This is a genomic window from Salinibacter sp., from assembly GCF_042218895.1.
Lineage (GTDB): Bacteria > Bacteroidota > Rhodothermia > Rhodothermales > Salinibacteraceae > Salinibacter.
On sequence record NZ_JBDGQQ010000188.1, the window covers coordinates 1 to 21,204 of the forward strand.

The following is a 21,204-nucleotide window of genomic DNA, read 5'->3' on the forward strand; positions in this document are numbered from 1 at the left end:
CGATATTCAAATCGACGGCGGGGTCTCGGCCCTCGTCGTGCTGGGCACAACCGGGGAAAACCCAACGATTACCGAGGCGGAACGGCACCAAATCGTGGACCTTGCTGTGGACGCGGCGGACGGGCGTGTACCTGTCATCGTCGGGACGGGCACCAACAATACTGAGGAGAGCGTCGCGTTCTCGGAGGAGGCCGTTGAAGCCGGGGCCGACGGACTCCTCGTGGTGGGGCCCTACTACAACAAGCCCTCGCAGAACGGCTTCACGGCGCACGTGGAGACGATTGCTGAGGCGGCCGACGCGCCCATTATTCTCTACAACGTGCCCGGCCGCACGAGCTTCAACGTCGCCCCCGAGACCACCCTCCACCTGGCGGAGGAGGTCCCCCAGGTCGTCGGCGTGAAGGAGGCCTCCGGCGACCTGGAGCAGATTGGCGAGATCCTCGCTCACCGGCCGGACGACTTTGCCGTCTACGCCGGCGACGATGAGATGACGCTTCCCTTGCTCGCCATGGGCGGCGACGGAACCGTCTCGGTCATTAGCAACGCCCTGCCGGAGCTCTTCTGCCAGCTCGTGGACGCCGGGCTGGCGGGTGATCTCGCTACGGCCCGCGAACGCCACTTTGAGCTGCTCCCCGCCATGCGGGCCTGCTTTCTGGAAACCAATCCGGTTCCCATCAAAGACGTATGCGCGGCACTCGGCTGGATCGAGCCCCACGTGCGCCTGCCCCTCACCCCGATGGACGAGCGGGCCCCCGTGCGGCAGCGCGTGCTGTCGGCCTTTGGCGAGTTTCTGGACGTGACGGTGTAGTGCCGTGAGGAGCACGCGCCCCCCTCACCGGGCCGTCCGCGGCATGGAGGGCGGGCGCGCCCCCGGCTCGCGCAGAATATCGACACCTGACCGGGCTCACTGCGCGAAGAGGGCCACAATGGCTCCCACAACGGCCGTGTAGAGGGCCGAGCCGATCCACAGCCCAAGGAGGAGAAACTCGGTTGTGGCCTGCGTCTGCAGCGCCAGAAGCCCTACGAGGAGGCCGTTGTGCAGAAGGGCAACCACTCCTCCCCCCAGCAAGGCCTGTTGCGGCCGAATTACGAGGGAGGCACGCTCTTCGACGGGAAACTGCCCGACCAGAAAGCCGATCAGCGTTTTCACGAACACCTGGGTGCCCCACGTGCCGTAGGCTACGTCCATGGCCAGACCGAGGCCAAAGCCAATCAGCATGCCGCGGCGGCGCCCCTCCCGAAGGGCGTACCAGCACAGGAAGAGGAGGACGGCATCCGGATAGGCGCCGTAGATGCGCAGCCGCCCCACGATCAACCATTGGAGCCCAAAGACTCCGGCGGCGGCGAGGAGACGGCGTGCGGCACGGGACATGCGTAGGCGCCCTGCGAGTCGAGAGAGGAGGCGTCAGGATTGGGAGACGGGGGGTTCACGACGGCGGAGACGCCAGGAGGCGAACCACCTCGTCCATCGTCTGGGTGATCTGGTAGGATGGGCCGGGGTAGTTGTTGGCAAACATGGCAAACGCGACCCGCGTGCCGTCCGGGCGCTCGACGTATCCGCTTAAGGCCCGGACAGAGGCGAGGGAACCGGTCTTTGCGCGCACAGATATTCCGGCGAGGCGAGAATCAAGGGTTGTGTTGCGCTCTCCGCCGCGGGGCAATGAGGAGAGAAACACCTCCCGGGCTGGATGCTCATCCATGTGGACGAGAAGCTTCATCATCGCCCGGGGCGTTACGAGGTCCTTGCGGGAAAGCCCCGAGCCATCGCTGACTGAAAGATTCTCGGGGTTGATGCCCGCCCGTTGGAGAAACGTTTTCGTGCGCTTGGCCCCTCCTTCGATGGTCCCTCCCCACCCGTACGTCCGGAAGACCTGCTCGGCGTAGAAGTTATTACTGCGCTTGTTGGTGATCTGTACGATCTCAGACAGCGGGGGGGACAACTCAACGAACAGCGGTCGTCCGCTCTCGGATCTTCCCGCGAGGGAATCGACCTCTGCGAGTTCGAGGGCCGTCTCAATGCCGGCATCGCGGAGGTACTGCCGAAACGCGTGGAGCGTGAAGGTCGTCGGATTGCTCACCGGGACGTTCCGGATGCCTTCGTAGGACCGGGCCACCGATCCCCTCAGCACGATTTTATTGGTCGAGAAGGTTCGGGTGATTCGGAGGGTGCTTCCGCGCCATCGCTCGCTCGTGGTCGCCTGGTTTTCGAGGTCTACGGTCCCGGCGGGAGTGAAACGAACACGGGGCGGCCGTCCGGGACGCGTAGCCCGGATCTTCACCGAGACCCTGTTGTCGCGGTAGCTTAGACCGCCGCTGCTGATGCCGATTTGCTTTCCCTTCTGGCGAGTCAGGTAGCGCACGTTCCATCCATCGGGGTAGAGCCGGTCGCTGAACGCCTCATCATCTCCAATCAGGCGCCCCTCGACGCGGCGCACCCCCATTCGGGCGAGCCGCTGGGCCCAGTCTCGCAGCGGGTCGTTGTCTCCTCGGATCGCAGTGCTCCCGAACGTGGGCGCCCCCGATCCCCTAAGAATGAGGTCTCCCCGCAGGACCGAGTCCCGCGTCGTCCCTCGGAAGGCGAGCGTCGTTTCGTATCGGTAGGTCCCACCCAGGAGGTCGAGGGCCGCGGTGGTCGTGAGAAGCTTCTGGTTGGAGGCTGGGAGGAATAGGCGCCGGGCATTCCGACTGAACAGCACGCTGTCGCGCTCGAGATCGTAAACACACACCCCCCAGAAGGCGCGCTCGACCTGCCGGTGCCGGAGCAGCTCATTAATCCGGTCCCCTAGCGGCTGGGCAGCCGTGCTGCTCACCAGAAACGACCCGAGTAAAAGGCACAGCGCGACCACGGGACCGGTCCGGCGACACGTCACGGGCATCGGTAGCATCAGTGCGACAGGCGACAACGGCTGGAACCTTCTACAATCGTCCACAGTTTCCGGGATTGTCCTGTAGAGATCATCCACGGTCCTCCGCCAAGACAGGTCAACTCAGCATTCTGTCCGCATCGTAGTTCCACGAGGTTCAGCGCATGCCTACGTCCAAACAGCAAGGATCTGGTGCGCTCGTCTTTAGGAGGCGCAACTACATCCTTTTGCTCATCGGGGTATTTCTCATCGTTGCCGGCTTCACGGCGATGTATCTGGAGGGGGCCTACAAAGGCTTCATTTCCCTCTACATCGCGCCCATCGTAATCGTGGGCGGGTACGCAGAGATTGTTTATGCGCTCCTGTGGTCGCCCAGCGATGAGGAACCCGATGGAGAGGAGTAGGGCCTTTCTTCAGTACAGGAGGTAAGGGGAGCGCCGCTTCTGAAAGGCGTCCACCCCTTCTTCCCAGGCGGCGATAATGGTATCCGGCGGGGCTCCCGCTCGAAGAAGCTTCAGGAGACGGTCGGTACCGGCCAGGCGGGTAAGGTGTTTGGGTCGGCTCACAAAGGTTGTGTCGCCCCGGGTCTGCGCCTGCTGGTACATGGCATGGAGGGCGTGGACGCCCACGGCGAGCGGATCGACAGCGCCTCGGTCGGTCACGTCCAGTTCGAAGCCGTAGACTCGTTCCCCTTCGAAGCGCGGGGAGGGCGCTGCGCGAGGCATAGAATGGGGTGTGAACGCAACCGTGTCCACCGCAATTCCGGACAGGTCCTCGGCCCGAAGCGTTTTCACCACCTGCCGGGCGGCCTCGGGTGACCAGGGAGCACCAATCTGGAGGAAGGGACGGTTCGTTCCGCGTCCTTCGCTGACGCGTACCCCCTCGAAGAAGCACATCCCGGGGTAGAGCAATGCTGTCTCCCAGGTGGGCAGGTTGGGGCTCGGGGGGATCCACTCCAGTCCCGTGTCGGGCCATTGCATGGTGCGGCGCCAGCCCTCGACGGGCACCACGGTCAGGTCAAGCGAGTCGACCCCTGGGAGCAGGCCCTCGCCCCGCACGTAACGGGCCAGCTCCCCAATCGTCATCCCGTAGGCGATCGGGATGGGATAGCGCCCGACGAACGACTCATGCTCAGGCTCTAGGACGAATCCGGAGGTGTACATGCCCCCGAGCGGGTTTGGACGGTCGAGCACGACGAACCGGAGCCCCGCTTTGGCGGCGGCCTGCATCCCCAGCCCCATGGTGGTGATGTAGGTGTAGAACCGCGCACCGACGGCCTGTACGTCGAACACGAGCGCGTCTAGCCCCTCTATCTCCTCCGGCGTAGGACGGCGCGTGTCGTCGTAGAGGCTGTAGACCGGGGTGCCGGTCCGCTGGTCCCGCCCGTCCGTCACGGCCTCTCCAGCCCCCGCACTGCCCCGGAGGCCGTGCTCGGGGGCAAAGATCGCCCCCAGTTCCACGGTCGGGGCCCGGGCGAGGCGGTCAACGAGGTGCGACGTGTCGACGCGGGCCGTGTGGTTGACGATCACCCCGACCCGTTGCCCGGACAGCGCGTCAAACTCGTTGTTCGCGAGCACCTCAGCCCCCGGCCGAACCGGACTGTCGGGCCGCTCTGTCTGACAGCCAGCAAGCAACGTGACTCCAATCCCCCCCAGGAGGAGTGCGCGTGTCCCCCACCGGACAATCTGCTCTACGAATTGAGAACGCGACATGGGGCTGGGCGGGACCTATTGATTGGCGACGATCTCATGCTCCGGAAAAAAGTAGGCCGCTTCTTTCTCCCCGTTCGAGGGCGAGTCGGATCCGTGGACGATGTTTTCCTGGATGGAGTCCGCAAAATCGCTCCGGATGGTGCCGTTCTCGGCCTCCTCCGGATCAGTTGCCCCGATGAGAGCCCGGAAGTCGGCGATGGCGTTCTCTTTCTCCAGCACGATGGGCACGCACGGCCCACTCGACATGAAGTCGGTGAGGTCGTCGAAGAAGGGCTTGTCCTCGTGGACGGCGTAGAAGCCCTCCGCCTCCGTCTTCGACATCGTGACCATTTTCATCGCTCGGAGCCGAAACCCGGCCTCCTGGATGCGTCGGAGGACTTCCCCGACTTTTCGCTTCCGGACGCAGTCGGGCTTAAGGATTGCGAGCGTACGTTCGATGGCCATGGGTTGGAGCGCGAATCAGTGTTTCAGGAAAGCGGTGGAGGAAGCAACGTCCAAACCTACGATCTCCACGATTCTTTGCGTCCCCACTGGTGTTAGTCGTTCGTGAATCCGCTCTCCCATGCTTCCGACACCGGCCCCCCGTACACGCCCGTAACGAGTTCGCCATTCGGGCCCTCGACTCCGCGGAACGCGGCAACAGGCGTTCGGGGCGCGCGTTTGGAAGCACAGTTATCCTGTCCAAACACCTTCCCAGCTCGTGCCGAATCAACGAAAAGCCACCCTTGGGGGCGGCTGCTTCTGGTGCCTCGAGGCCGTTTACGAAGAGGTAGGCGGCGTTTCGGACATCGTGTCCGGGTATGCCGGCGGCCACGTCCCCAATCCTTCCTACCGCCAGGTCTGCAACGGTACTACAGGCCACGCCGAGGTTGTACAGCTGACGTACGACCCGTCCGTGATCGGCTACCGCGACCTCCTAGAGATCTTCTTTACGATCCACAATCCGACGACCAAAGACCGGGAAGGCGCCGACATCGGTCCCCAGTACCGCTCCATTATCCTCTACCACGACGCCGACCAGAAGCAGACGGCCGAGGCCCTCATCGACGACCTGGAGGCAGAGGGGGTCTTTGACGACTCGATCGTTACGGAGGTCGAACCCCTGGACACGTTCTACCGGGCCGAGGACAAGCATCAGAACTATTACGAGCGCAACTCGTCGCTGCCCTACTGCCAGGCTGTCATCTCGCCGAAGGTGTCCAAGCTCCGCGAGAAACACGCTGAGCGGCTCCAGTGACGAAATGGTGAGCTTCGACCGAGAATCCGAGGCGGTTCTCGATGTCCGGGGTCCCACATTCGCAGCTGCTGCCTACTGCCGGGCGAGGCCGAGCGTCGCCAGGTAGAGCGTGTCGGCCCCCGCCTCGTCGAGCGTCTGCGCCGCCGCGACGGTCGTCGAGCCCGTCGTGAGAACATCGTCGACCAGTAGCCACTGCCCTCCGGCACACTCCGGGGCCGCCGCGAACGCGTCCTGCACGTTGCGCCACCGTTCTTCCCGGGACAGACCTGTTTGCGAACGGGTAGGATGGGGACGGTCCAGGAGGTCGGGGCGGTGAGCGCAGTCCAGTGCGTCCGCCGCCCCCTCCGCGAGCGTGGCGCTTTGGTTGTAGCCGCGCTCGAGCCGGCGTGTGGTGTGGAGGGGAATCGGCACGACCCCGTCGGGTGAAGGATACTTTTCTGCGAAGGCCTGTCCCATCAGGCGCCCGAGGGGCACGCCGTAGCGCGGTCGATTCCCGTACTTCAACGCGTGCTGGACGGCCTGGAGGGTTCCCCCCTCGTCGAATACCCACAGGGCCAGGGTTCCGTTGAAGACCTCACCGCCCGTCGCCAGACGATCGAGACGCGCGGCCACGCCCGTGTCGGGGGCCCGCTCGAGCGATTGGAGGCACCGTGGACAGAGCGGTAGGTAAGGCGACTCGGGACGGGCCCCGCAGCCGAGACACCGCGGGGGATAGATGATGTCGAGTAGCCCGCGGCCGAGGTCGCGCAGCACCTGCGCGACGGCGGATTGAAATGCTCGAAGGCGTGGGGACATAAGAAGCTCGCCGGGCCAGACCACCGACCTGGTGCCGGACGGGACAGTTTTTGATAAAATACGGGCGTCTTGGGCATCCTCGTTTGTTATTGTGTGCGCGCTCGGGTGTGGTTTCAAGATGAAGAAATGCTCTCTGCCGGACCGGGGTCAGGCAGGCGGGCGCCGCGCGTTCCTCAACGCTCAACCACGCATCCTCACGACTGTGGAGCCCTCATGCCTGACCGGGGCCGACGCGGTTCAGGCGGGAGGTCCCATTACTCCAGACGGGGTGCAGGACCTAGGGCTTCGGGAGGCCCTCCACAAACGGTCCGTCTCCATCGTCCGCCTGTCGACTGCAGCGGAGGACGAGGTTCCCTGCGGGCGACTCGAGGACCGCTCGTGACGAGCACTGCTTCCCCTGCCGGTTTTCTTCTCACTTTCTGGTCGCGACGCCGATGCAGATTCTCGCCCTCGAACCGTGGTACAGCGAGGCCCGTCGTCGTTTTCTCGATGGGCTCGTTGAGCACAGTGCGCACGAGATCCACCCCCTCACGATGCCGGGACGCTTCTGGCGGTGGCGGATGGAAGGTGGCGGGGTGACGCTGGCCCAGAAGGTGCAATCGGCCGTGGACGAGGGGGTTGAGCCCGACCTTGTCTTTGCGACGGACATGGTCAATCTGCCAGCCCTCCTTGCCTTGTCCCGCCCGCACCTCGACGACGTGCCGGTGGTCTTTTACTTCCACGAAAATCAGCTTACCTATCCACGGCCCCCTGGCGAGGAGCGGGAGCGGGCCTACGCCATCACGAACTACCTGTCCGCCCTCGCGGCCGACCGGGTCGTCTTCAGTTCGCAATCCCACTTCGACGAGTTCGTGGAGGCGCTGCCACAGCTGCTACGCGACTTTCCGGACTTCACCAACATGCGCACCGTCCGCGACATCCGCGACCAGAGCACGGTGCTCCATCCCGGCATCGACCTTGCGGCCCACGACGACTATCAGGGCCCGCGCACTCAGCGCACGCCCCGCGGCACAGCGCCACCCATCGTGCTCTGGAATCAACGGTGGGAGTACGACAAAAATCCGTCCGCGTTCTTCCAGATGATGAACCGGCTCGACGATGCCGGCGTGCCGTTCCAACTCATCTTGGCCGGAAGGCACTTCCACGAACAGCCCGAGGAGTTTGAGCAGGCCTTCGAGCGCTACGCTGAGCGCATTCTACACTACGGGTACGTCGAGGACTTCGACGCGTACAGCCGACTGCTGCACCGGGCCGACGTGGTCGTTTCGACGGCGCGCCACGAGTTTTTCGGCGTGGCCGTTCAGGAAGCCATCTACTGTGGCTGTCATCCCGTGCTCCCCAATCGGCTCAGCTACCCCGAGCTGGTCCCCGAGACACACCACCGTCCCCTCCTGCACGCCCCGGTGCTCTACGACGACCAGGACGAACTCTTCCGGATCCTGCGGTCCATTCTGGAGCGGGAGGAGCGTCCCCTTCCGCCCGAAACGCTGCGCCAGATGCCGGAGTCACTGGATTGGTCTCGGCACGCCAAGCAGTACGACGAACTGTTCGAAACCGTGGCGGAGCAGGCGCTTGCCCCGGTGTAGACGTATGGACGGCGCCCCTCCCGCAAAAAGGAAAGCTCCGGAGGCGCTCTGCTCCGGAGCGTCGGTGCGGTGGAGAATGGTGCCGCGTACGGGATTCGAACCCGTGTTACCGGCGTGAAAGGCCGGCGTCCTGGACCAGGCTAGACGAACGCGGCATAAAACATCGGCCCGGATCGGAGAAGCGATCCGGGCCGTGAAAGAGGGTGAGTGGTGGGATTTGAACCCACGACCTCCAGGACCACAACCTGGCGCTCTAACCAACTGAGCTACACCCACCAAGTGCGCGGGTGACCAGTGTCGCTTCGCCTTTTTCGGACGAACAGCCTCGCCGATACGTTTCGCGCCGAACCGGTAGCGCCCCGGCCTCCACCGTGAACTTTCCGTGGACCCCTCTTCGTCGGGCTGAAGCGCGGTTCAGGAACCATGTGGGTCGTTACGCACCGTTCCTCACGCATCCGGACGCCCGGCAGCGGACACCATCAGCACCTCCTGCACAGCGCTACGCTAGAAACGATCAATCTGTGCCATCAGGCTTGCCATCTCAATAGCGGCCGCCGCGGCCTCACGGCCCTTGTTGCCGCCCTTGGACCCGGCGCGTTCTACCGCCTGGTCGACCGTGTCGGTAGTGAGAATGCCGAACACGACGGGCACTTCCGTGTCGAGCGATGCCTGCATCGTTCCGCTGGTTGCACCGGAGCAGACATAGTCGAAGTGCGGGGTTTCTCCCCGAATGACGGCCCCGAGGCAGATCACCGCGTCGAAGTCGCCGGTGCGGGCGCACTTCTGTGCCGCAACGGGAATCTCCCACGAGCCCGGCACGTGGGCCACCGTCACGTCATCTAGGTCGGCTCCGTGGCGTTCTAGGGTGTCGAGGGCCCCGTCCAGCAGATTCTCGGTAATGTGCTCATTAAAGCGACCGACGACGATGGCAAAGCGGTGTCCATCGGCGGTGAGATTCCCTTCGAGGTGGGTGGGCATCGGCGAGACGACAAGCGAGGGAGTGAGTTGAGCGTGGACGCCGCTGTTACGCAATCGCCGCCCGGAATCGTTCCCACTGGGCTTGCGTCAGGCCTACCGTGCCGAGATCCGTTTCCTCAGCGTCGGGATTGCCGTGGTAGTCCGATCCCCCTGTGACCAGTAGACGGTGCGAGCGGCAGATGCTCTGGTAGTAGTCGACGAGGTAGTTGGGATGGCTTGGGGCCCTGCACTCAATGCCGTCGAGTCCCTGATTGCGCAGGAATCGAAGGATCCTCCCAGGCATCCATTGTCCAGGATGCGCAACGACCGCAACGCCTCCGGCCGCGTGGAGGGCCTCGATCGCTTCTCCCGCGGGACAAGCGGGGGCCGGGACGTACGCGGGCCGATCCCTTCCGAGGTACTCATCGAAGGCGGCCTGATAGCTATCAACGTGTCCTTCGTCCGCCAGCGCCCGCGCGAGGTGCGGCCGTCCGGGGGCTGAACTCTGCTCGACGTGACGGTCGACGACGTGGGACGCAATCTGGACCCCCGAGTCCGAAAGGCACTGAACCATCCGGTCGAAGCGCGCTTGCCTCCGCTGAGTGAAGGCCGAGAGATAGTCCTCGATGGCTGCGTGGGTAGGATTGAATCCATACCCGAGCACGTGGACCGGACGGTCTTTCGCCTCCACGCTGAGCTCGACGCCCGGGACCAATTGGATCTCCCATTCCTGGGCTGCCTCCCGGGCCTCCTCGAGCCCATCCGTCGTATCGTGGTCGGTGATGGCGAGCACCTCCACCCCCCGCTCCGCGGCCCGCTCGACGAGCCCTGCGGGCGGGAGTGTCCCGTCGGAGTAGCACGTGTGGGCATGGAGGTCCGCGTGTACGGTCTCGTGCTGCATGAGTCGTGGTCGTCCGCGCTCGTATGTCTGGATCCCTTTCCCGCCGATCGTCCCGTTCTCTTTGGCTTCCTACAACCCCGAGAGCCATCGAACCGCACCTCGTCGGTTGAGTTCAAGAAAACCAGTGACGCGTTTTGGTCCGCTTTCTCGAAGCATAGGTTTTGGCCGATGGATCGCATGTGGAGTCCCTGGCGCTCGGCCTACGTCTCCGAGGCCAAAGAACGAGCTCTCGCCGACGACGTCTCGTTGTTCACACAGTTGCTCAACGAAGAAACCGACGAGGAGAACCTAATCCTCTGGCGGGGCAAACACGTGTTCGTCATCATGAACCGGCACCCGTACAACAACGGCCACCTGCTCATCGTGCCTTACCAGGAGGTCAAGCAGTACGATGCCCTGACGACGACCGAACAGCAGGCCATCGCCGCCACCATCGACCGCTGCATGGGATGGATTCGGGAGGCCCTCTCCCCCGACGGCTTCAACATCGGAATGAACTTGGGACGGGCGGCTGGGGCCGGCATTCCTGAGCACCTCCACGTCCACATCGTCCCGCGCTGGGAGGGCGACACCAACTTCATGCCCACGACGGCGAACACGAAGGTGCTCCCTGAAGACCTGCAAACGACATACGGCAAACTCCGGGCCGCGATGGACGCGTCCTCACGCGACTCAACGGAAAACACAGGTTCCGAGGCCGCTTAGCGCTCGCCGCCTATCGAACGCATCATGGACTCTTCTCGCTGTCGCCTCTATGAGCACTGTTTCGATTCAGGACCGCCGCTCCGCCATCGACGCGTACGACTTTCGGGACGTGCACCCGAACGTTCGATTCGGCACGGCAAGCGACCGGTACGGGGGATGGATTGGGCAAATCTATCCGGCCGACCGGTACGCGGATCGCGTGTCGACCCGCTCGCGGACGCTCGGGGGGGAAACGTTCGAGGAGCGGCGCGTTCCTATCGAGTCGGTGCGCGACTACTTCGAGCACTTCGAGGTTCTGGAGATTGATTTCACGTTCTACCGTCCGCTCCTGGAGGAGGGCGACGAGCCGGGATCGAACTATTTCGTCCTCTCCAACTACGCCGATCACGCACCCGGCAGTGCCTCCTTCCTGCTCAAAGCCCCGCAGAAGTTCTTCGCCCGGAGCATCCGGCGAGACGGCCAGTTTGTCGACAATCCCGGGTTTCTCGACGCGGACGGTTACGTAGAAACGTTCCTCGAACCGGCGCTCGACATTCTTGGCGACCGGCTCGACGGCGTCATCTTCCAGCAGGAGTACCAGCGCGTGGCCGACAGCCCGAGCCCCGAAGAGAACGTTGAGCAGCTCGATGCCTTCTTCGATGCGATTCCCGACGAGGTTCAGTCGCACGTCGAGCTCCGATCGGAGCACCTCCTGTCCGAGTCCTACTTCGACTGGCTCGCGGCCCGGGGACTTGGGCACGTCTTTAGCCACTGGACATGGCTGCCCGCCATTCGCAGGCAGTGGTCCCTGACGGGCGAGCGCCTCACGGCGAAGGACGGGCAGGTGGTGGCGCGCCTCCTCACGCCCCGCGACATGAAGTACGCGGAGGCCTACGCGAAGGCTTATCCCTTCGACGAGCCCGAATCTGCGCTGGCCGACACCGAACAGGCCCGCGACATGGTGCTCGACACCACGGCTCTCGCGTACCGGGCGGCCTCCCAGAACGCCCTACTCAACGTAATCGCCAACAATCGGGCCTGGGGCAACGCACCAGACCTGAACCGCACCATCGCGCACCGCATCCTCGACGAAGAAGAGCGGCAGCACTCGTCCTGAGGCCCCTCTACGTCCGACTGTCGAGGTGGCCCTGGAGAATTACCGCGGCGGCGGCCGCGTCGACCCGTCCTTTGTCGTAGCGGCCCGGTTGGCTCACCCCCGCCCGCCGGAGCAAATCCTTTGCGATCTCAGAGGTGTATCGCTCGTCCTCCCGCACCACCTGCACCTCGCCGAGGGCCTCCCGGAGACGGTCCACAAACGACTGCACCATGTCCGTTGCCTCTCCCTCCGTTCCCTCTTCCGTAAGGGGCCATCCTACGACAATCCGTTCAATCCCTTTCTCGTCCTGAACCGTGCGTAGCGTCTCAAGAGCCTCGTCGGGCGCGTAGGTGCCGCGTGCCTGGGCGAATAGACCGAGCGGATCAGCCACGGCCACCCCGACCCGCTTGGTGCCCACGTCCACCCCTACGATGCGCGGCTGAGATTCGAGTTCGCTCACAGGTACTCAAGTGGGCAGATCATTCCGGATCCCCTCTGGGGCCGCCCTGCTCGTCCGCGGGTGCGCCTCGGTGGCTATTCCTCGTCCCCCGGATCCTCATCTTCCTTTTCCAGACTCCCGTCGGGCACTTCGTAGCCGAGCTCACGGAGAGGGGTCTTCAGGACTTCGTGGATGCGCTTGCCGGGACGGAAGAGCGTCTTGCGCCGGCTCGGGACGAACACCGTCTCGTTGGTCTGCGGATTGCGGGCGGTGGGCTTGGCCTTCGTCTTCTTGATCTCGAACACCCCGAAGTTGCGAAGCTCGATGCGGCGCTCCGGATCCGCCTCAATCATGAGGTCGCCCAGTGCCGTGAGGACGGATCGCACCTGCTTCTTCGCCTCGTAGAGGGGGCACTCCCTCATCTCGGCCACGCGGCGGGCCACGTCCTCCTTGGTTGCAGTTTCGGTTCGCTCCGACATGGTTGGAAAGGGGATGCTTAGCAGAACGACGAAGGCAATCGGCAGCCGCTATTCCTTGAAGCGGTACACGCCGTGGATGCCGTCGATGCGCTCCAGACGATCGATGAGCCGCTGCAGATGCTCGAGGTCCGACACGTGAAGCATGATGGTGCCGGAGAAAATGCCGTCCTCGGTGTCGATAGTTAGGGACCGGATGTTTGTCTTCAGGTTCTTGGAAATCACCGTCGTGATGTCGTTCACCATCCCAACTCTGTCCTCCCCCATCAGGCGTAGCGCCGCGACGAACTGAACGTCCTTCTGGTGGCTCCAGTCGACATCCAGGATGCGATCGGCCTGGTTGACGAGGAGATCCGATGCGTTGCTGCAGTTCGAGCGGTGGATGTTGACCGTGCCCGTCCGGCTAACAAACCCGAATACCTCATCGCCGGGGATGGGATTACAGCAGGACGCGTAGTTCACCGCCAGGTCCTCCTGTACTTCTCCGTTGACGACGAGGGTCTGGTTGTCCGTGGTCTGGGCCGCGTCGAGGAACTGCTCGTACTGCTCCTGGAGCGATTCCTCATCAGGGACCTGGTCTTCCGATTCTCCACCGCCCTGGTTATTTCCTTTGATGTAGTCGATCAGCTCGTCCGGCTCGTAGAGCCCTTTTCCGATCTCGTAGAAGAGCTGTTGGAGATCGGGAAACTTGAGTTCATGGGCCACCCCCTGTAGGTCCTGGTCGCTGATCTCAAGGTCTGCCCGGTCCTTCTCTTTGGCCCAGATCTCCTTGCCGAGCTCTACAGCCTTGCGCCGCTCTTCGTTCGTCCACTTCCGAATTCGGCTCCGGGCCTTGTGCGTGACGACGAAGTTGGTCCAGTCGGGGTTTGGCGTCTGGTCCTCGGAGGTGATAATTTCGACCTGGTCCCCGCTCTTCAGCTCGTGCGAGAGCGGCACCATCTTGCCGTCCACCTTGGCTCCGATGCACTGCATGCCCACTTCCGTGTGCACCTTGAACGCAAAGTCGACCGGCGTCGCGCCCTGGGGAAGCGTTAGCAGGTCGCCCTGAGGGGTGAAGGCGTAAATCTCCTCGTCGTAGAGGTTGAGGCGAAACTCCTTCACAAACTCGGTGGCTTCCTCCGGTTTTGGGTTTTCGAGGAGGTCCCGGACCCACTCCAGGAAGCGTTCCATCTCCTCGTCGACGTTCTCGGTGCCCTCTTTGTACTTCCAGTGCGCCGCCACGCCCCGCTCGGCCACCTCGTGCATCTCCTGTGTCCGAATCTGCACTTCGACCCGGCGCCCCCCGGGCCCGAACACAGTGGTGTGGAGGCTCTGGTAGCCGTTCGACTTCGGCACCGAGATGAAATCGCGGAAGCGCTCCGGGAGGGGCTTGTAGAGATCCGTGACCAGCGAGTAGACCCGCCAGCAGTCCTCTTTCCCTTCCTTGCCCTCGCTCTGGAGGATGACCCGGATCGCGAAGATGTCGTAGATCTCGTCGATCGGCTTATTTTTCCGCTCCATCTTGCGATGGATGGAGTAGACGTTCTTGACCCGCCCGTTGATTTCGAACTCGTATCCCTCTTCTTCCAGACGGCCCGCAAGCGGCTCGATGAATCGCTCGATATAATCTTCACGCTTTTCGGCCATCTCTTCCAGCCGCTCCACAATGTGACTGTAGGCGTCGGGGTCAAGAACTTTAAACGAGAGGTCCTCAAGCTCGCTCTTGATCGTGAACAGCCCGAATCGGTGGGCGAGCGGGGCGAAGAGCTTCTTCGTCTCGCTGGCCTTCTGAAGTTGTTTTTTCTTCGGGAGCGCCTCGATGGTGCGCATGTTGTGGAGGCGGTCCGCAAACTTCACGAGGATGACCCGGAGGTCCGACGCCGTCGAGAGCATGAGCTTGCGGACGTTCTCGGCCTGGCCGAGCTGCTGGCTCTCGAACACCCCCTCAATTTTCGTGAGGCCGTCGATTATGGTGGCCATCTCCTCCCCAAACTCCTCACGGATCAGGTCCAGCGAGAGCTCTGTGTCCTCTACGACGTCGTGGAGCAGCGCCGCCGCGACGCTTACGTCATCGAGGCCAATGTCCCGCGCCACGATCGTCGCCACCCGAAGTGGATGGCTGATATACCGCTCCCCGGACTCCCGCCAGTCGTTGCGATGGGCCCAGTAACTGAGGCGAAACGCGCGGCGAATTCTGTCCTCGTCAACGGCGGGGAGGTGTGTCCGGCAGCACGCCAGGAGCTCCTCAAGCTCCTGCTCATACTGGGGATCGATGTCGATCTCGCCCTTCTGGGGGACGGCCGACGCCTGGATCATAGATGGGAGATGTTGAGACTAGCGAGCGCACGTGGACTTTAAACTTTTGAGGTTTCATAGGTTTCCTGTCGCGGGGCTCCGCCCAGCCCACGTCTTCAAATCGAAAAAGGCGTCGTGAGCACCTCACGACGCCTCCGCGTCTCCCGCGACGAAACGTGGACTTCAATCAGCAGCGAGCCTTCTACTTAGGGTTCTCGCTGTCGGGGCTGGAATCGGAGGATTCATCCGTGCTGCCCTCACCGGCTTCACCGTCTGCCGGCTCATCGTCCTCTGCCGCGTCGGCCTCAGTGGAGGCGTCCGCAGCGTCGGCCTCAGATGCCTCCGGGGCCTGCTCCTCTATCGTCTCCGGGCCGGACGTTGTCTCTGTATCGGAGTCACGGCGTCCCTTGCCGCTGCCCCGCCGGGTTCCGCCGGAGCCGCTGCCGCCCGTATCGGTGGGCTGAACGTCGTTGTAGTCCACGAGCTCGATCATCGCAAGCTCGGCCCCATCCCCAGAGCGCTGGCCGAGCTTGATGATGCGGGTGTAACCGCCCGGTCGGTCCCCGACGCGATCGGACACCTCACCGAACAGCTCTTGGACGGCGTCATTGTTCTGCAAGTGCCGGAACACCTGGCGCCGGTTGTGCTGCGTGTCTTCCTTCGCCCGCGTGATGAGTGGCTCGACGAAGGGACGCAGCGCCTTGGCCTTCGCCACGGTCGTCGTGATGCGCTTGTTCTCGATCAGCGCATTCGACAGGGCCTGCAGCGTGCGCTGGCGGTGCGACGACGTGCGCCCAAGCTTTTTTCCTTTCTTGCGGTGTCGCATCGTGGTATCTCCGAAGACTAGTGACTAATCATGATGTGAGGGTCGGAAGGGGCCGTGGAGATGAATCTCCTTGCATTCCCCTCCCCGCAGAACGACGCTCGGTCTACGAGGTCTTCTGCTCCTCAAGGTACTCCTCGACGTCCATGCCAAACTCAAGCCCCCGGTCGTCGAGCACTTCCTCGAGTTCCTGCAGAGACTTGCGTCCGAAGTTTCGGAACTTGAGCATTTCGTCTGACTCGCGGCGCACCAGGTCCCCAATCGTCTTGATGTTCGCAGCCTTGAGGCAGTTGTGGGAGCGGACCGACAGGTCGAGTTCGTCTACTGGCTGTGCGAGCAGCTCGCGGATGCGCTTGACCTCTTCGTCGACCTCCTGCTCCTCGACGACCGGCTCGGGCTCTTCTTCGAGTTGGATGAAGAAGCTCACGTGATCCCGCAGGATCGAGGCGGCCTGTGTGACTGCCTCCTCTGGGGTCAGGGACCCGTCGGTCTCCACATCGAGGAACAGCTCTTCGTAGTCGATCTTCTGCCCCACGCGTGTGGGCTTCACCGAGTACTTGACATTCTTCACCGGGGTGAAGATCGAATCGATCGCGATAACCCCGATCGGGTCATCCTCTCGCTTGTTCTCTTCGGAGGGGATGTATCCCCGGCCATACCCCACGCGGAGGTCCACGTTGATGACCGCATCCTCGGCCATGGTGGCAATGTGCTGGTCCGGGTTGAGGACCTCGTACTCTGGGGAGGCTTCGCCAATGTCGGCGGCGGTCCAGCTACCGGGTCCCTCAAGATTGAGGTGCAGGTGGCCCTCCTGCATTTCGTCGGCCTCAAGTCGGACCTCTTTGAGATTCAAGATGATGTCGGACACGTCCTCCGTCACTCCGGGAATGGTGGAGAACTCGTGCTGGACGCCATCGATCTTGATGGCGGTAATGGCGAGGCCCCGAAGGGACGATAATAGTACCCGGCGAAGGGCATTGCCGATGGTTACACCGTAGCCTCGCTCAAGCGGGCCCATGGCGAACTGCCCCTCGGAGTCGGACACTTCTTCAACTTGAACGCCTTCCGGCATCTGAAGCCCGTGGTTGCTCATACGTTCGGATCAACAAATTGCAGGGAGTAGCGGATTCACGTAAAGGAGTGGGCACGCCGCACTACGCGGGGCATACCCACAGAGAGACAGGGACGCTGGCAGAGGCTCTCCTACTTCGAATAGAGCTCGACGATGAGTTGCTCGTCGATGTTTTCTGGAATCTCTTCCCGGTTGGGGTGGTCAATGAACTTCCCCTTCATCTCTTGCCGGTCCACCTCTACCCAGGAGAAGGTGCGTTTCCGGCGTTCAACGTTGGTCTGGATGACCTCCAGATCCTGGCTGCTCGGCTTCACGGACACGATGTCGTCCGGGGACATCTCAAAGGACGGGATATCCACGATTTCGTCGTTCACCATGATGTGCCGGTGCGTGACAAACTGCCGGGCCTGGCGGCGCGTCCGGGCGAAGCCCATGCGGAAGACGGTGTTGTCGAGGCGCGATTCCAGGAGGATCAGGAGCTTCTCCCCTGTCACGCCTTGCGTGCCCGACGCCTTGTCGAAGAGATTCTTGAATTGACGCTCAAGCAGCCCATAGGTGTACTTGGCTTTCTGCTTCTCCTTCAGCTGCACGGCGTACTCACTCTCGCGCCGGTGCCGCGACTGACCATGTTGGCCAGGCGGATAAGGCTTCCGCTCCAACGCCTTCGATGGCCCAAAAATGGGCTCCTTGAAGCGACGAGCGATCTTTTGCTTCGGTCCTCTATATCGAGCCATGCTATCCAGTGACGAGTTGCAGGTTGCGAGTTTCAGGGGGAGAACGGAGGGCGGAGCATCAGGGCGGTGCCCAGGGGTCGAGGCTCACCATCCGGGATGTACTACACGCGTCGGCGCTTCGGGGGACGGCACCCGTTGTGCGGAAGGGGCGTCACATCTTGGATGGTAGCCACCTCAAGCCCCGCTTCGGAAAGGGCACGAACGGCTCCCTCCCGCCCAGATCCTGGACCCTTCACGTACACGTCCACGCGCTCCAGGCCAAGGTCGAGGGCCTCCTTCGCCGCCGCCTCGCCGGCCTTCTGGGCCGCATAGGGGGTGTTCTTCCGGCTTCCTTTAAAGCCCATCTTGCCGGCACTCGCCCACGAGATGGTGTTGCCGTATTGATCGGTGACGGTGACGATCACATTGTTGAAGGTCGCCTTGACGTATGCCCGTCCGTTCGACTCGACGACGACGTTTTTTTCTCGGCTGGAACCGCTTGCCATAGGGGAATTCAGTCTCTGCTTAGAAATACGGAGTAAGGCCGATCCGGGACTAGGCGCGAACCGACGTTGAGGGTTGTAGTAGCTACTTCTTCTCGGTCGACTGCTTCCGGCCCGCCACGGTCTTGCGCTTGCCCTTCCGGGTGCGGGCGTTGGTGCGGGTGCGCTGACCGTTCACTGGTAGGCCCTCACGGTGCCGCTTGCCCCGATAGCACCCGATGTCTTTCAAGCGCTTGATGTTCATCTGGACCTCAGTGCGGAGCTGTCCCTCCACCGTGTATTCCTCCTCGATGATCCGCCGCACCTTCCTCGTCTCACTCTCGTCCCACTCGCGCGGCCGCTTGTCCTCGTCGATGTCGGCCTTGTCTAGAATCTCATTCGCCCGCGAACGCCCCACACCATAGATTTCGGTTAGCGCAATCTCACCACGCTTGCCCTCTGGTACGTCGACTCCTTCTATCCTTGGCATGTCTCGGTGTACGATTTTTATTCAGTAGTCTGTGTCGCCAAAGTGCAGCCTCCGTCCGGCGGATCCGTCGGCACCTCCGTCACTGCCAGCGCACGAGGGAGGCAAAATCACTAATCGTTCTTGTACCGGTATACGATCCGTCCTTTCGAGAGATCGTACGGGGACATTTCGACCTTCACCCGATCACCGGGCAAGATCTTGATGTAGTTCATTCGCATCTTTCCGGATAGGAGGCCGAGAATCTCGTGCCCGTTCTCAAGCCGGACGCGGAACTGTGCGTTGGGGAGCGCCTCAATGACCTCCCCGTCTTTCTCGATGGCTTCTTCTTTTGCCATTAGCGAGTTGTAGTCTCTGTGAGAACGTCGGTCTCGTATGGGGGATCGATAACGTCCTCGATGTACCCGAAATCCGAAAGCACCTCGGCTTCCTCGTCTCGTACGACGACCATATGTTCGTAGTGGGCCGATGGAAGTCCATCGGCAGCACGGACGGTCCATCCATCCGAAGCCGTGTTCACCTGGGCGGTGCCACGATTAATCATGGGCTCGATGCAAATGGTAAGCCCCGGCTTGAGCCGACGGCCCTGCCCCGGTTTGCCAAAGTTTGGGACCTGTGGGTCCTCGTGGAGGCTACGGCCGATGCCGTGGCCCACAAGGTCCCGCACAACACTAAAGCCTCGCTCCTCGCAGTAGCTCTGGACCGCGTTGCTGATGTCTCCAACGCGGTGGCCAGCCACAGCCTGGTCGATGCCTTCCAAGAGAGACTCGTAGGTCGTGCGACAGAGGGCTGCATCTTCGTCGTCGATGCTCCCTACCGCAAAGGTATATCCCCAGTCTCCATAGTACCCGTTCAGCTTCGCCCCGCAATCGATCGATAGCAGGTCGCCGTCCTGCAGGGCGTAGTCGTTCGGGATGCCGTGCACCACCGCGTCGTTCACCGAGGTGCACAGCGTGTTCGGAAAGACGTTATCGCCTACCTGATAACCCTTAAATGCAGGCTCTGCACCATGTGTTCGGATGTAGTCCTCCGCGATCGCGTCGAGTTCCTGAAGAGTAGTGCCCCTCTCAATGTGGCGGGCCACTTCAGCGAGCGTACGGCCCACCAGATCCGCGCTCTCGCGCAGACGACCAATCTCGCGTTGGCTCTTCAGGTGAACCATAGAACCTTCCCAGATCCGATTCCAGAGACGGGAAAACCACTGCATGGAAACAGGCTGTACCGATCACGGGCGGCTCCTACAAACCCTGCTTGCGGCTGCGCATCTTCCCGCTCTTCATGAAGCCATCGTAGTGGCGCATGAGCAGGTGACTTTCAATCTGTTGGAGCGTGTCGAGCGTCACCTGCACAAGGATGAGCAGGCTCGTTCCCCCGTAGAACCGAGCAAATCCCTGTGACACCCCTGCCTGCATGGCAAACGCCGGAAGAATGGCCACGAGGCCCAGAAATAGTGAACCGGGCAAGGTGATGCGGGTCAGGACAGTGTCGATGAACTCACTCGTCTGTTTCCCCGGCCGTATGCCCGGGATGAAGCCCCCCTGCCGCTTCATAGTGTCCGCCATCTCCTGCGGGTTCACAGTGATCGCGGTGTAGAAAAAGGTGAAGAAGACCACGACCAGGAAGAACACAGCCGAATAGCTGAAGCTGCTGATGTCCGTGAACCAGTTCCCGATCTGCTGCATCGTCGCACTGTTCGGGAAAAACGACGCAATCGTCGACGGAATAAACATGATCGACTGCGCGAAGATAATCGGCATCACTCCAGCCGCGTTTACCCGGAGTGGGAGATACTGCGTCGTCCCCCCTTGAACCTTTCGCCCCGCAACGCGCTTGGCGTACTGAACGGGGATTCGTCGCATGCCCTGAGACACAAGCACGACCGCTCCCGTCACGAGTACCCAGACGCCGATCTCGACGAGTAGAATGAAGACGTTGTCGCCGATCAGGCTAATCTCGTTGAACAAGGCCTGTGGCAGGAAAGCAATGATGCCGATCATGATGATCAGCGAAATGCCGTTCCCAATCCCGTCTTCACTGATGCGCTCCCCGAGCCACATGACGAAGGCCGTTCCGCTCGTCAGAACGATGACCGTCGTGATCGTGAACAGGGTCGAATTAATGACAACGGCCTTCCCGGTGGCCCCCGCCATCAGATTGATGGCGTAGCCAATGGACTGCAGTGCCGTAATTCCAATCGTTCCGTACCGGGTCAGTTGAGTGATGCGGCGGCGGCCTTCTTCCCCTTCCCGCTGAAGCTTCTGGAAGTAGGGTACGACGGCCCCCAACAACTGAATGATAATGGATGCTGTAATGTAGGGCATGATGCCCAGGGCAAAAATGCCCGCCTGCTTGAAGGCGCCCCCTACGAACATATTTAGGAATCCAAAGAGCCCTCCTCCGCTCTGCTGAGCTCGAATCTGCGCAAGGGCAGCGGCGTCGACCCCTGGCAGGGTGACAAAGGTCCCAAACCGGTATACGATGAGGAGTCCGAGCGTGTAAAGAATTCGCTCACGGAGCTCCTTGACGCTCCAAATGTTGCGGATGCTTTCGGCAAAACCAGCCATGGATCGACGTTCTTAGTGGATGAGCCGCGGGGAAACAGAGGC

The 21,204-nt window shown here is 62.4% G+C and carries 25 protein-coding genes and 2 tRNA genes; 7 read left to right on the top strand and 20 right to left on the bottom strand.

Translation table 11 applies throughout. From position 1 onward, the window contains the following. Window positions 1-808, top strand: an 808-nt coding sequence (gene dapA, locus ABEL04_RS15220) for a 4-hydroxy-tetrahydrodipicolinate synthase (protein WP_375803254.1), incomplete at its 5' end; no start/stop codon positions are given. A 96-nt stretch (window positions 809-904) separates the two neighbouring features. Here dapA and mreD read toward each other — a convergent pair. Together mreD and dacB are read right to left on the bottom strand one after the other, a co-directional pair. After that, on the bottom strand, window positions 905-1,372 hold the full coding sequence (mreD, locus tag ABEL04_RS15225) for a rod shape-determining protein MreD (protein WP_375803255.1): 468 nt from the start codon (window positions 1,370-1,372) through the stop codon (window positions 905-907). A gap of 55 nt (window positions 1,373-1,427) precedes the next feature. Beyond that, complete coding sequence (dacB, locus tag ABEL04_RS15230; RefSeq protein WP_375803256.1) at window positions 1,428-2,876, bottom strand: D-alanyl-D-alanine carboxypeptidase/D-alanyl-D-alanine-endopeptidase; 1,449 nt, start codon at window positions 2,874-2,876, stop codon at window positions 1,428-1,430. Window positions 2,877-3,028: 152 nt separating this feature from the next. Between dacB and ABEL04_RS15235 the strand changes: the two genes are divergently transcribed. Then, window positions 3,029-3,268, top strand: coding sequence for a DUF3098 domain-containing protein (locus ABEL04_RS15235; protein WP_375803257.1), 240 nt, complete (start codon window positions 3,029-3,031; stop codon window positions 3,266-3,268). A 9-nt stretch (window positions 3,269-3,277) separates the two neighbouring features. Here the strand turns inward: ABEL04_RS15235 and ABEL04_RS15240 are convergent, their stop codons facing one another. Beyond that, entirely contained in the window at window positions 3,278-4,576 is a 1,299-nt protein-coding gene (locus ABEL04_RS15240) for an exo-beta-N-acetylmuramidase NamZ domain-containing protein (RefSeq protein ID WP_375803258.1), read from the bottom strand. 15 nt (window positions 4,577-4,591) lie between these two features. Then, window positions 4,592-5,014, bottom strand: a complete 423-nt coding sequence (gene ndk, locus ABEL04_RS15245) for a nucleoside-diphosphate kinase (protein WP_375803299.1) — start codon at window positions 5,012-5,014, stop codon at window positions 4,592-4,594. Window positions 5,015-5,276: 262 nt separating this feature from the next. Between ndk and msrA the strand changes: the two genes are divergently transcribed. Next, a complete protein-coding gene (gene msrA / locus ABEL04_RS15250) occupies window positions 5,277-5,813 on the top strand; it encodes a peptide-methionine (S)-S-oxide reductase MsrA (RefSeq protein WP_375803259.1) in 537 nt (178 codons plus the stop codon). 72 nt (window positions 5,814-5,885) lie between these two features. Here the strand turns inward: msrA and ABEL04_RS15255 are convergent, their stop codons facing one another. Next, the gene (locus ABEL04_RS15255) at window positions 5,886-6,608 is read right to left on the bottom strand and encodes a ComF family protein (protein WP_375803260.1); all 723 of its coding nucleotides are present in this window, start codon (window positions 6,606-6,608) and stop codon (window positions 5,886-5,888) included. Between the two features lie 118 nt (window positions 6,609-6,726). Here ABEL04_RS15255 and ABEL04_RS15260 point away from each other — a divergent pair, with 118 nt between their 5' ends. Both ABEL04_RS15260 and ABEL04_RS15265 read left to right on the top strand, forming a co-directional pair. Further along, a complete protein-coding gene (locus ABEL04_RS15260; RefSeq protein ID WP_375803261.1) occupies window positions 6,727-6,990 on the top strand; it encodes a hypothetical protein in 264 nt (87 codons plus the stop codon). 52 nt (window positions 6,991-7,042) lie between these two features. Next, the gene (locus tag ABEL04_RS15265; RefSeq protein ID WP_375803262.1) at window positions 7,043-8,194 is read left to right on the top strand and encodes a DUF3524 domain-containing protein; all 1,152 of its coding nucleotides are present in this window, start codon (window positions 7,043-7,045) and stop codon (window positions 8,192-8,194) included. A 77-nt stretch (window positions 8,195-8,271) separates the two neighbouring features. Here ABEL04_RS15265 and ABEL04_RS15270 read toward each other — a convergent pair. The 4 genes from ABEL04_RS15270 to ABEL04_RS15285 all read right to left on the bottom strand — a co-directional run bounded on the left by ABEL04_RS15270 (window position 8,272) and on the right by ABEL04_RS15285 (window position 10,052). After that, window positions 8,272-8,349: transfer RNA gene (locus tag ABEL04_RS15270), tRNA-Glu, on the bottom strand. 47 nt (window positions 8,350-8,396) lie between these two features. Beyond that, window positions 8,397-8,470, bottom strand: a tRNA-His gene (locus ABEL04_RS15275). Window positions 8,471-8,698: 228 nt separating this feature from the next. Then, window positions 8,699-9,172 (bottom strand): 6,7-dimethyl-8-ribityllumazine synthase, encoded by a 474-nt coding sequence (gene ribE, locus ABEL04_RS15280; protein ID WP_375803263.1) that lies wholly within the window; start codon window positions 9,170-9,172, stop codon window positions 8,699-8,701. A 46-nt stretch (window positions 9,173-9,218) separates the two neighbouring features. Continuing rightward, entirely contained in the window at window positions 9,219-10,052 is an 834-nt protein-coding gene (locus tag ABEL04_RS15285; protein WP_375803264.1) for a PHP domain-containing protein, read from the bottom strand. Between the two features lie 168 nt (window positions 10,053-10,220). Between ABEL04_RS15285 and ABEL04_RS15290 the strand changes: the two genes are divergently transcribed. Both ABEL04_RS15290 and ABEL04_RS15295 read left to right on the top strand, forming a co-directional pair. After that, entirely contained in the window at window positions 10,221-10,757 is a 537-nt protein-coding gene (locus tag ABEL04_RS15290) for an HIT domain-containing protein (RefSeq protein WP_375803265.1), read from the top strand. A 49-nt stretch (window positions 10,758-10,806) separates the two neighbouring features. Next, window positions 10,807-11,853 carry a DUF72 domain-containing protein gene (locus tag ABEL04_RS15295; protein ID WP_375803266.1) on the top strand — a complete coding sequence of 349 codons (1,047 nt, stop codon included), beginning with the start codon at window positions 10,807-10,809 and terminating at the stop codon, window positions 11,851-11,853. A 7-nt stretch (window positions 11,854-11,860) separates the two neighbouring features. Here ABEL04_RS15295 and ruvX read toward each other — a convergent pair whose 3' ends face one another. The 11 genes from ruvX to secY all read right to left on the bottom strand — a co-directional run bounded on the left by ruvX (window position 11,861) and on the right by secY (window position 21,162). After that, a complete protein-coding gene (gene ruvX, locus ABEL04_RS15300; protein WP_375803267.1) occupies window positions 11,861-12,292 on the bottom strand; it encodes a Holliday junction resolvase RuvX in 432 nt (143 codons plus the stop codon). A 74-nt stretch (window positions 12,293-12,366) separates the two neighbouring features. Further along, entirely contained in the window at window positions 12,367-12,750 is a 384-nt protein-coding gene (locus ABEL04_RS15305) for an HU family DNA-binding protein (protein WP_375803268.1), read from the bottom strand. 48 nt (window positions 12,751-12,798) lie between these two features. Continuing rightward, window positions 12,799-15,042, bottom strand: a complete 2,244-nt coding sequence (locus tag ABEL04_RS15310; RefSeq protein WP_375803269.1) for a RelA/SpoT family protein — start codon at window positions 15,040-15,042, stop codon at window positions 12,799-12,801. A gap of 181 nt (window positions 15,043-15,223) precedes the next feature. Continuing rightward, window positions 15,224-15,847, bottom strand: a complete 624-nt coding sequence (rplQ, locus tag ABEL04_RS15315) for a 50S ribosomal protein L17 (protein WP_375803270.1) — start codon at window positions 15,845-15,847, stop codon at window positions 15,224-15,226. Window positions 15,848-15,950: 103 nt separating this feature from the next. Further along, on the bottom strand, window positions 15,951-16,937 hold the full coding sequence (locus tag ABEL04_RS15320; RefSeq protein ID WP_375803271.1) for a DNA-directed RNA polymerase subunit alpha: 987 nt from the start codon (window positions 16,935-16,937) through the stop codon (window positions 15,951-15,953). A gap of 110 nt (window positions 16,938-17,047) precedes the next feature. Beyond that, window positions 17,048-17,650 (bottom strand): 30S ribosomal protein S4, encoded by a 603-nt coding sequence (rpsD, locus tag ABEL04_RS15325; protein ID WP_375803272.1) that lies wholly within the window; start codon window positions 17,648-17,650, stop codon window positions 17,048-17,050. Window positions 17,651-17,751: 101 nt separating this feature from the next. After that, entirely contained in the window at window positions 17,752-18,135 is a 384-nt protein-coding gene (gene rpsK / locus ABEL04_RS15330) for a 30S ribosomal protein S11 (RefSeq protein ID WP_375803273.1), read from the bottom strand. Between the two features lie 82 nt (window positions 18,136-18,217). Then, window positions 18,218-18,601, bottom strand: coding sequence for a 30S ribosomal protein S13 (gene rpsM, locus ABEL04_RS15335; protein WP_375803274.1), 384 nt, complete (start codon window positions 18,599-18,601; stop codon window positions 18,218-18,220). 110 nt (window positions 18,602-18,711) lie between these two features. Next, complete coding sequence (gene infA / locus ABEL04_RS15340; RefSeq protein ID WP_375803275.1) at window positions 18,712-18,936, bottom strand: translation initiation factor IF-1; 225 nt, start codon at window positions 18,934-18,936, stop codon at window positions 18,712-18,714. Further along, on the bottom strand, window positions 18,936-19,760 hold the full coding sequence (map, locus tag ABEL04_RS15345) for a type I methionyl aminopeptidase (RefSeq protein ID WP_375803276.1): 825 nt from the start codon (window positions 19,758-19,760) through the stop codon (window positions 18,936-18,938). The genes infA and map overlap by 1 nt, the downstream gene beginning before the upstream one ends. 76 nt (window positions 19,761-19,836) lie before the next feature. Then, window positions 19,837-21,162, bottom strand: coding sequence for a preprotein translocase subunit SecY (gene secY / locus ABEL04_RS15350; RefSeq protein ID WP_375803277.1), 1,326 nt, complete (start codon window positions 21,160-21,162; stop codon window positions 19,837-19,839). Window positions 21,163-21,204 lie beyond the last annotated feature (42 nt).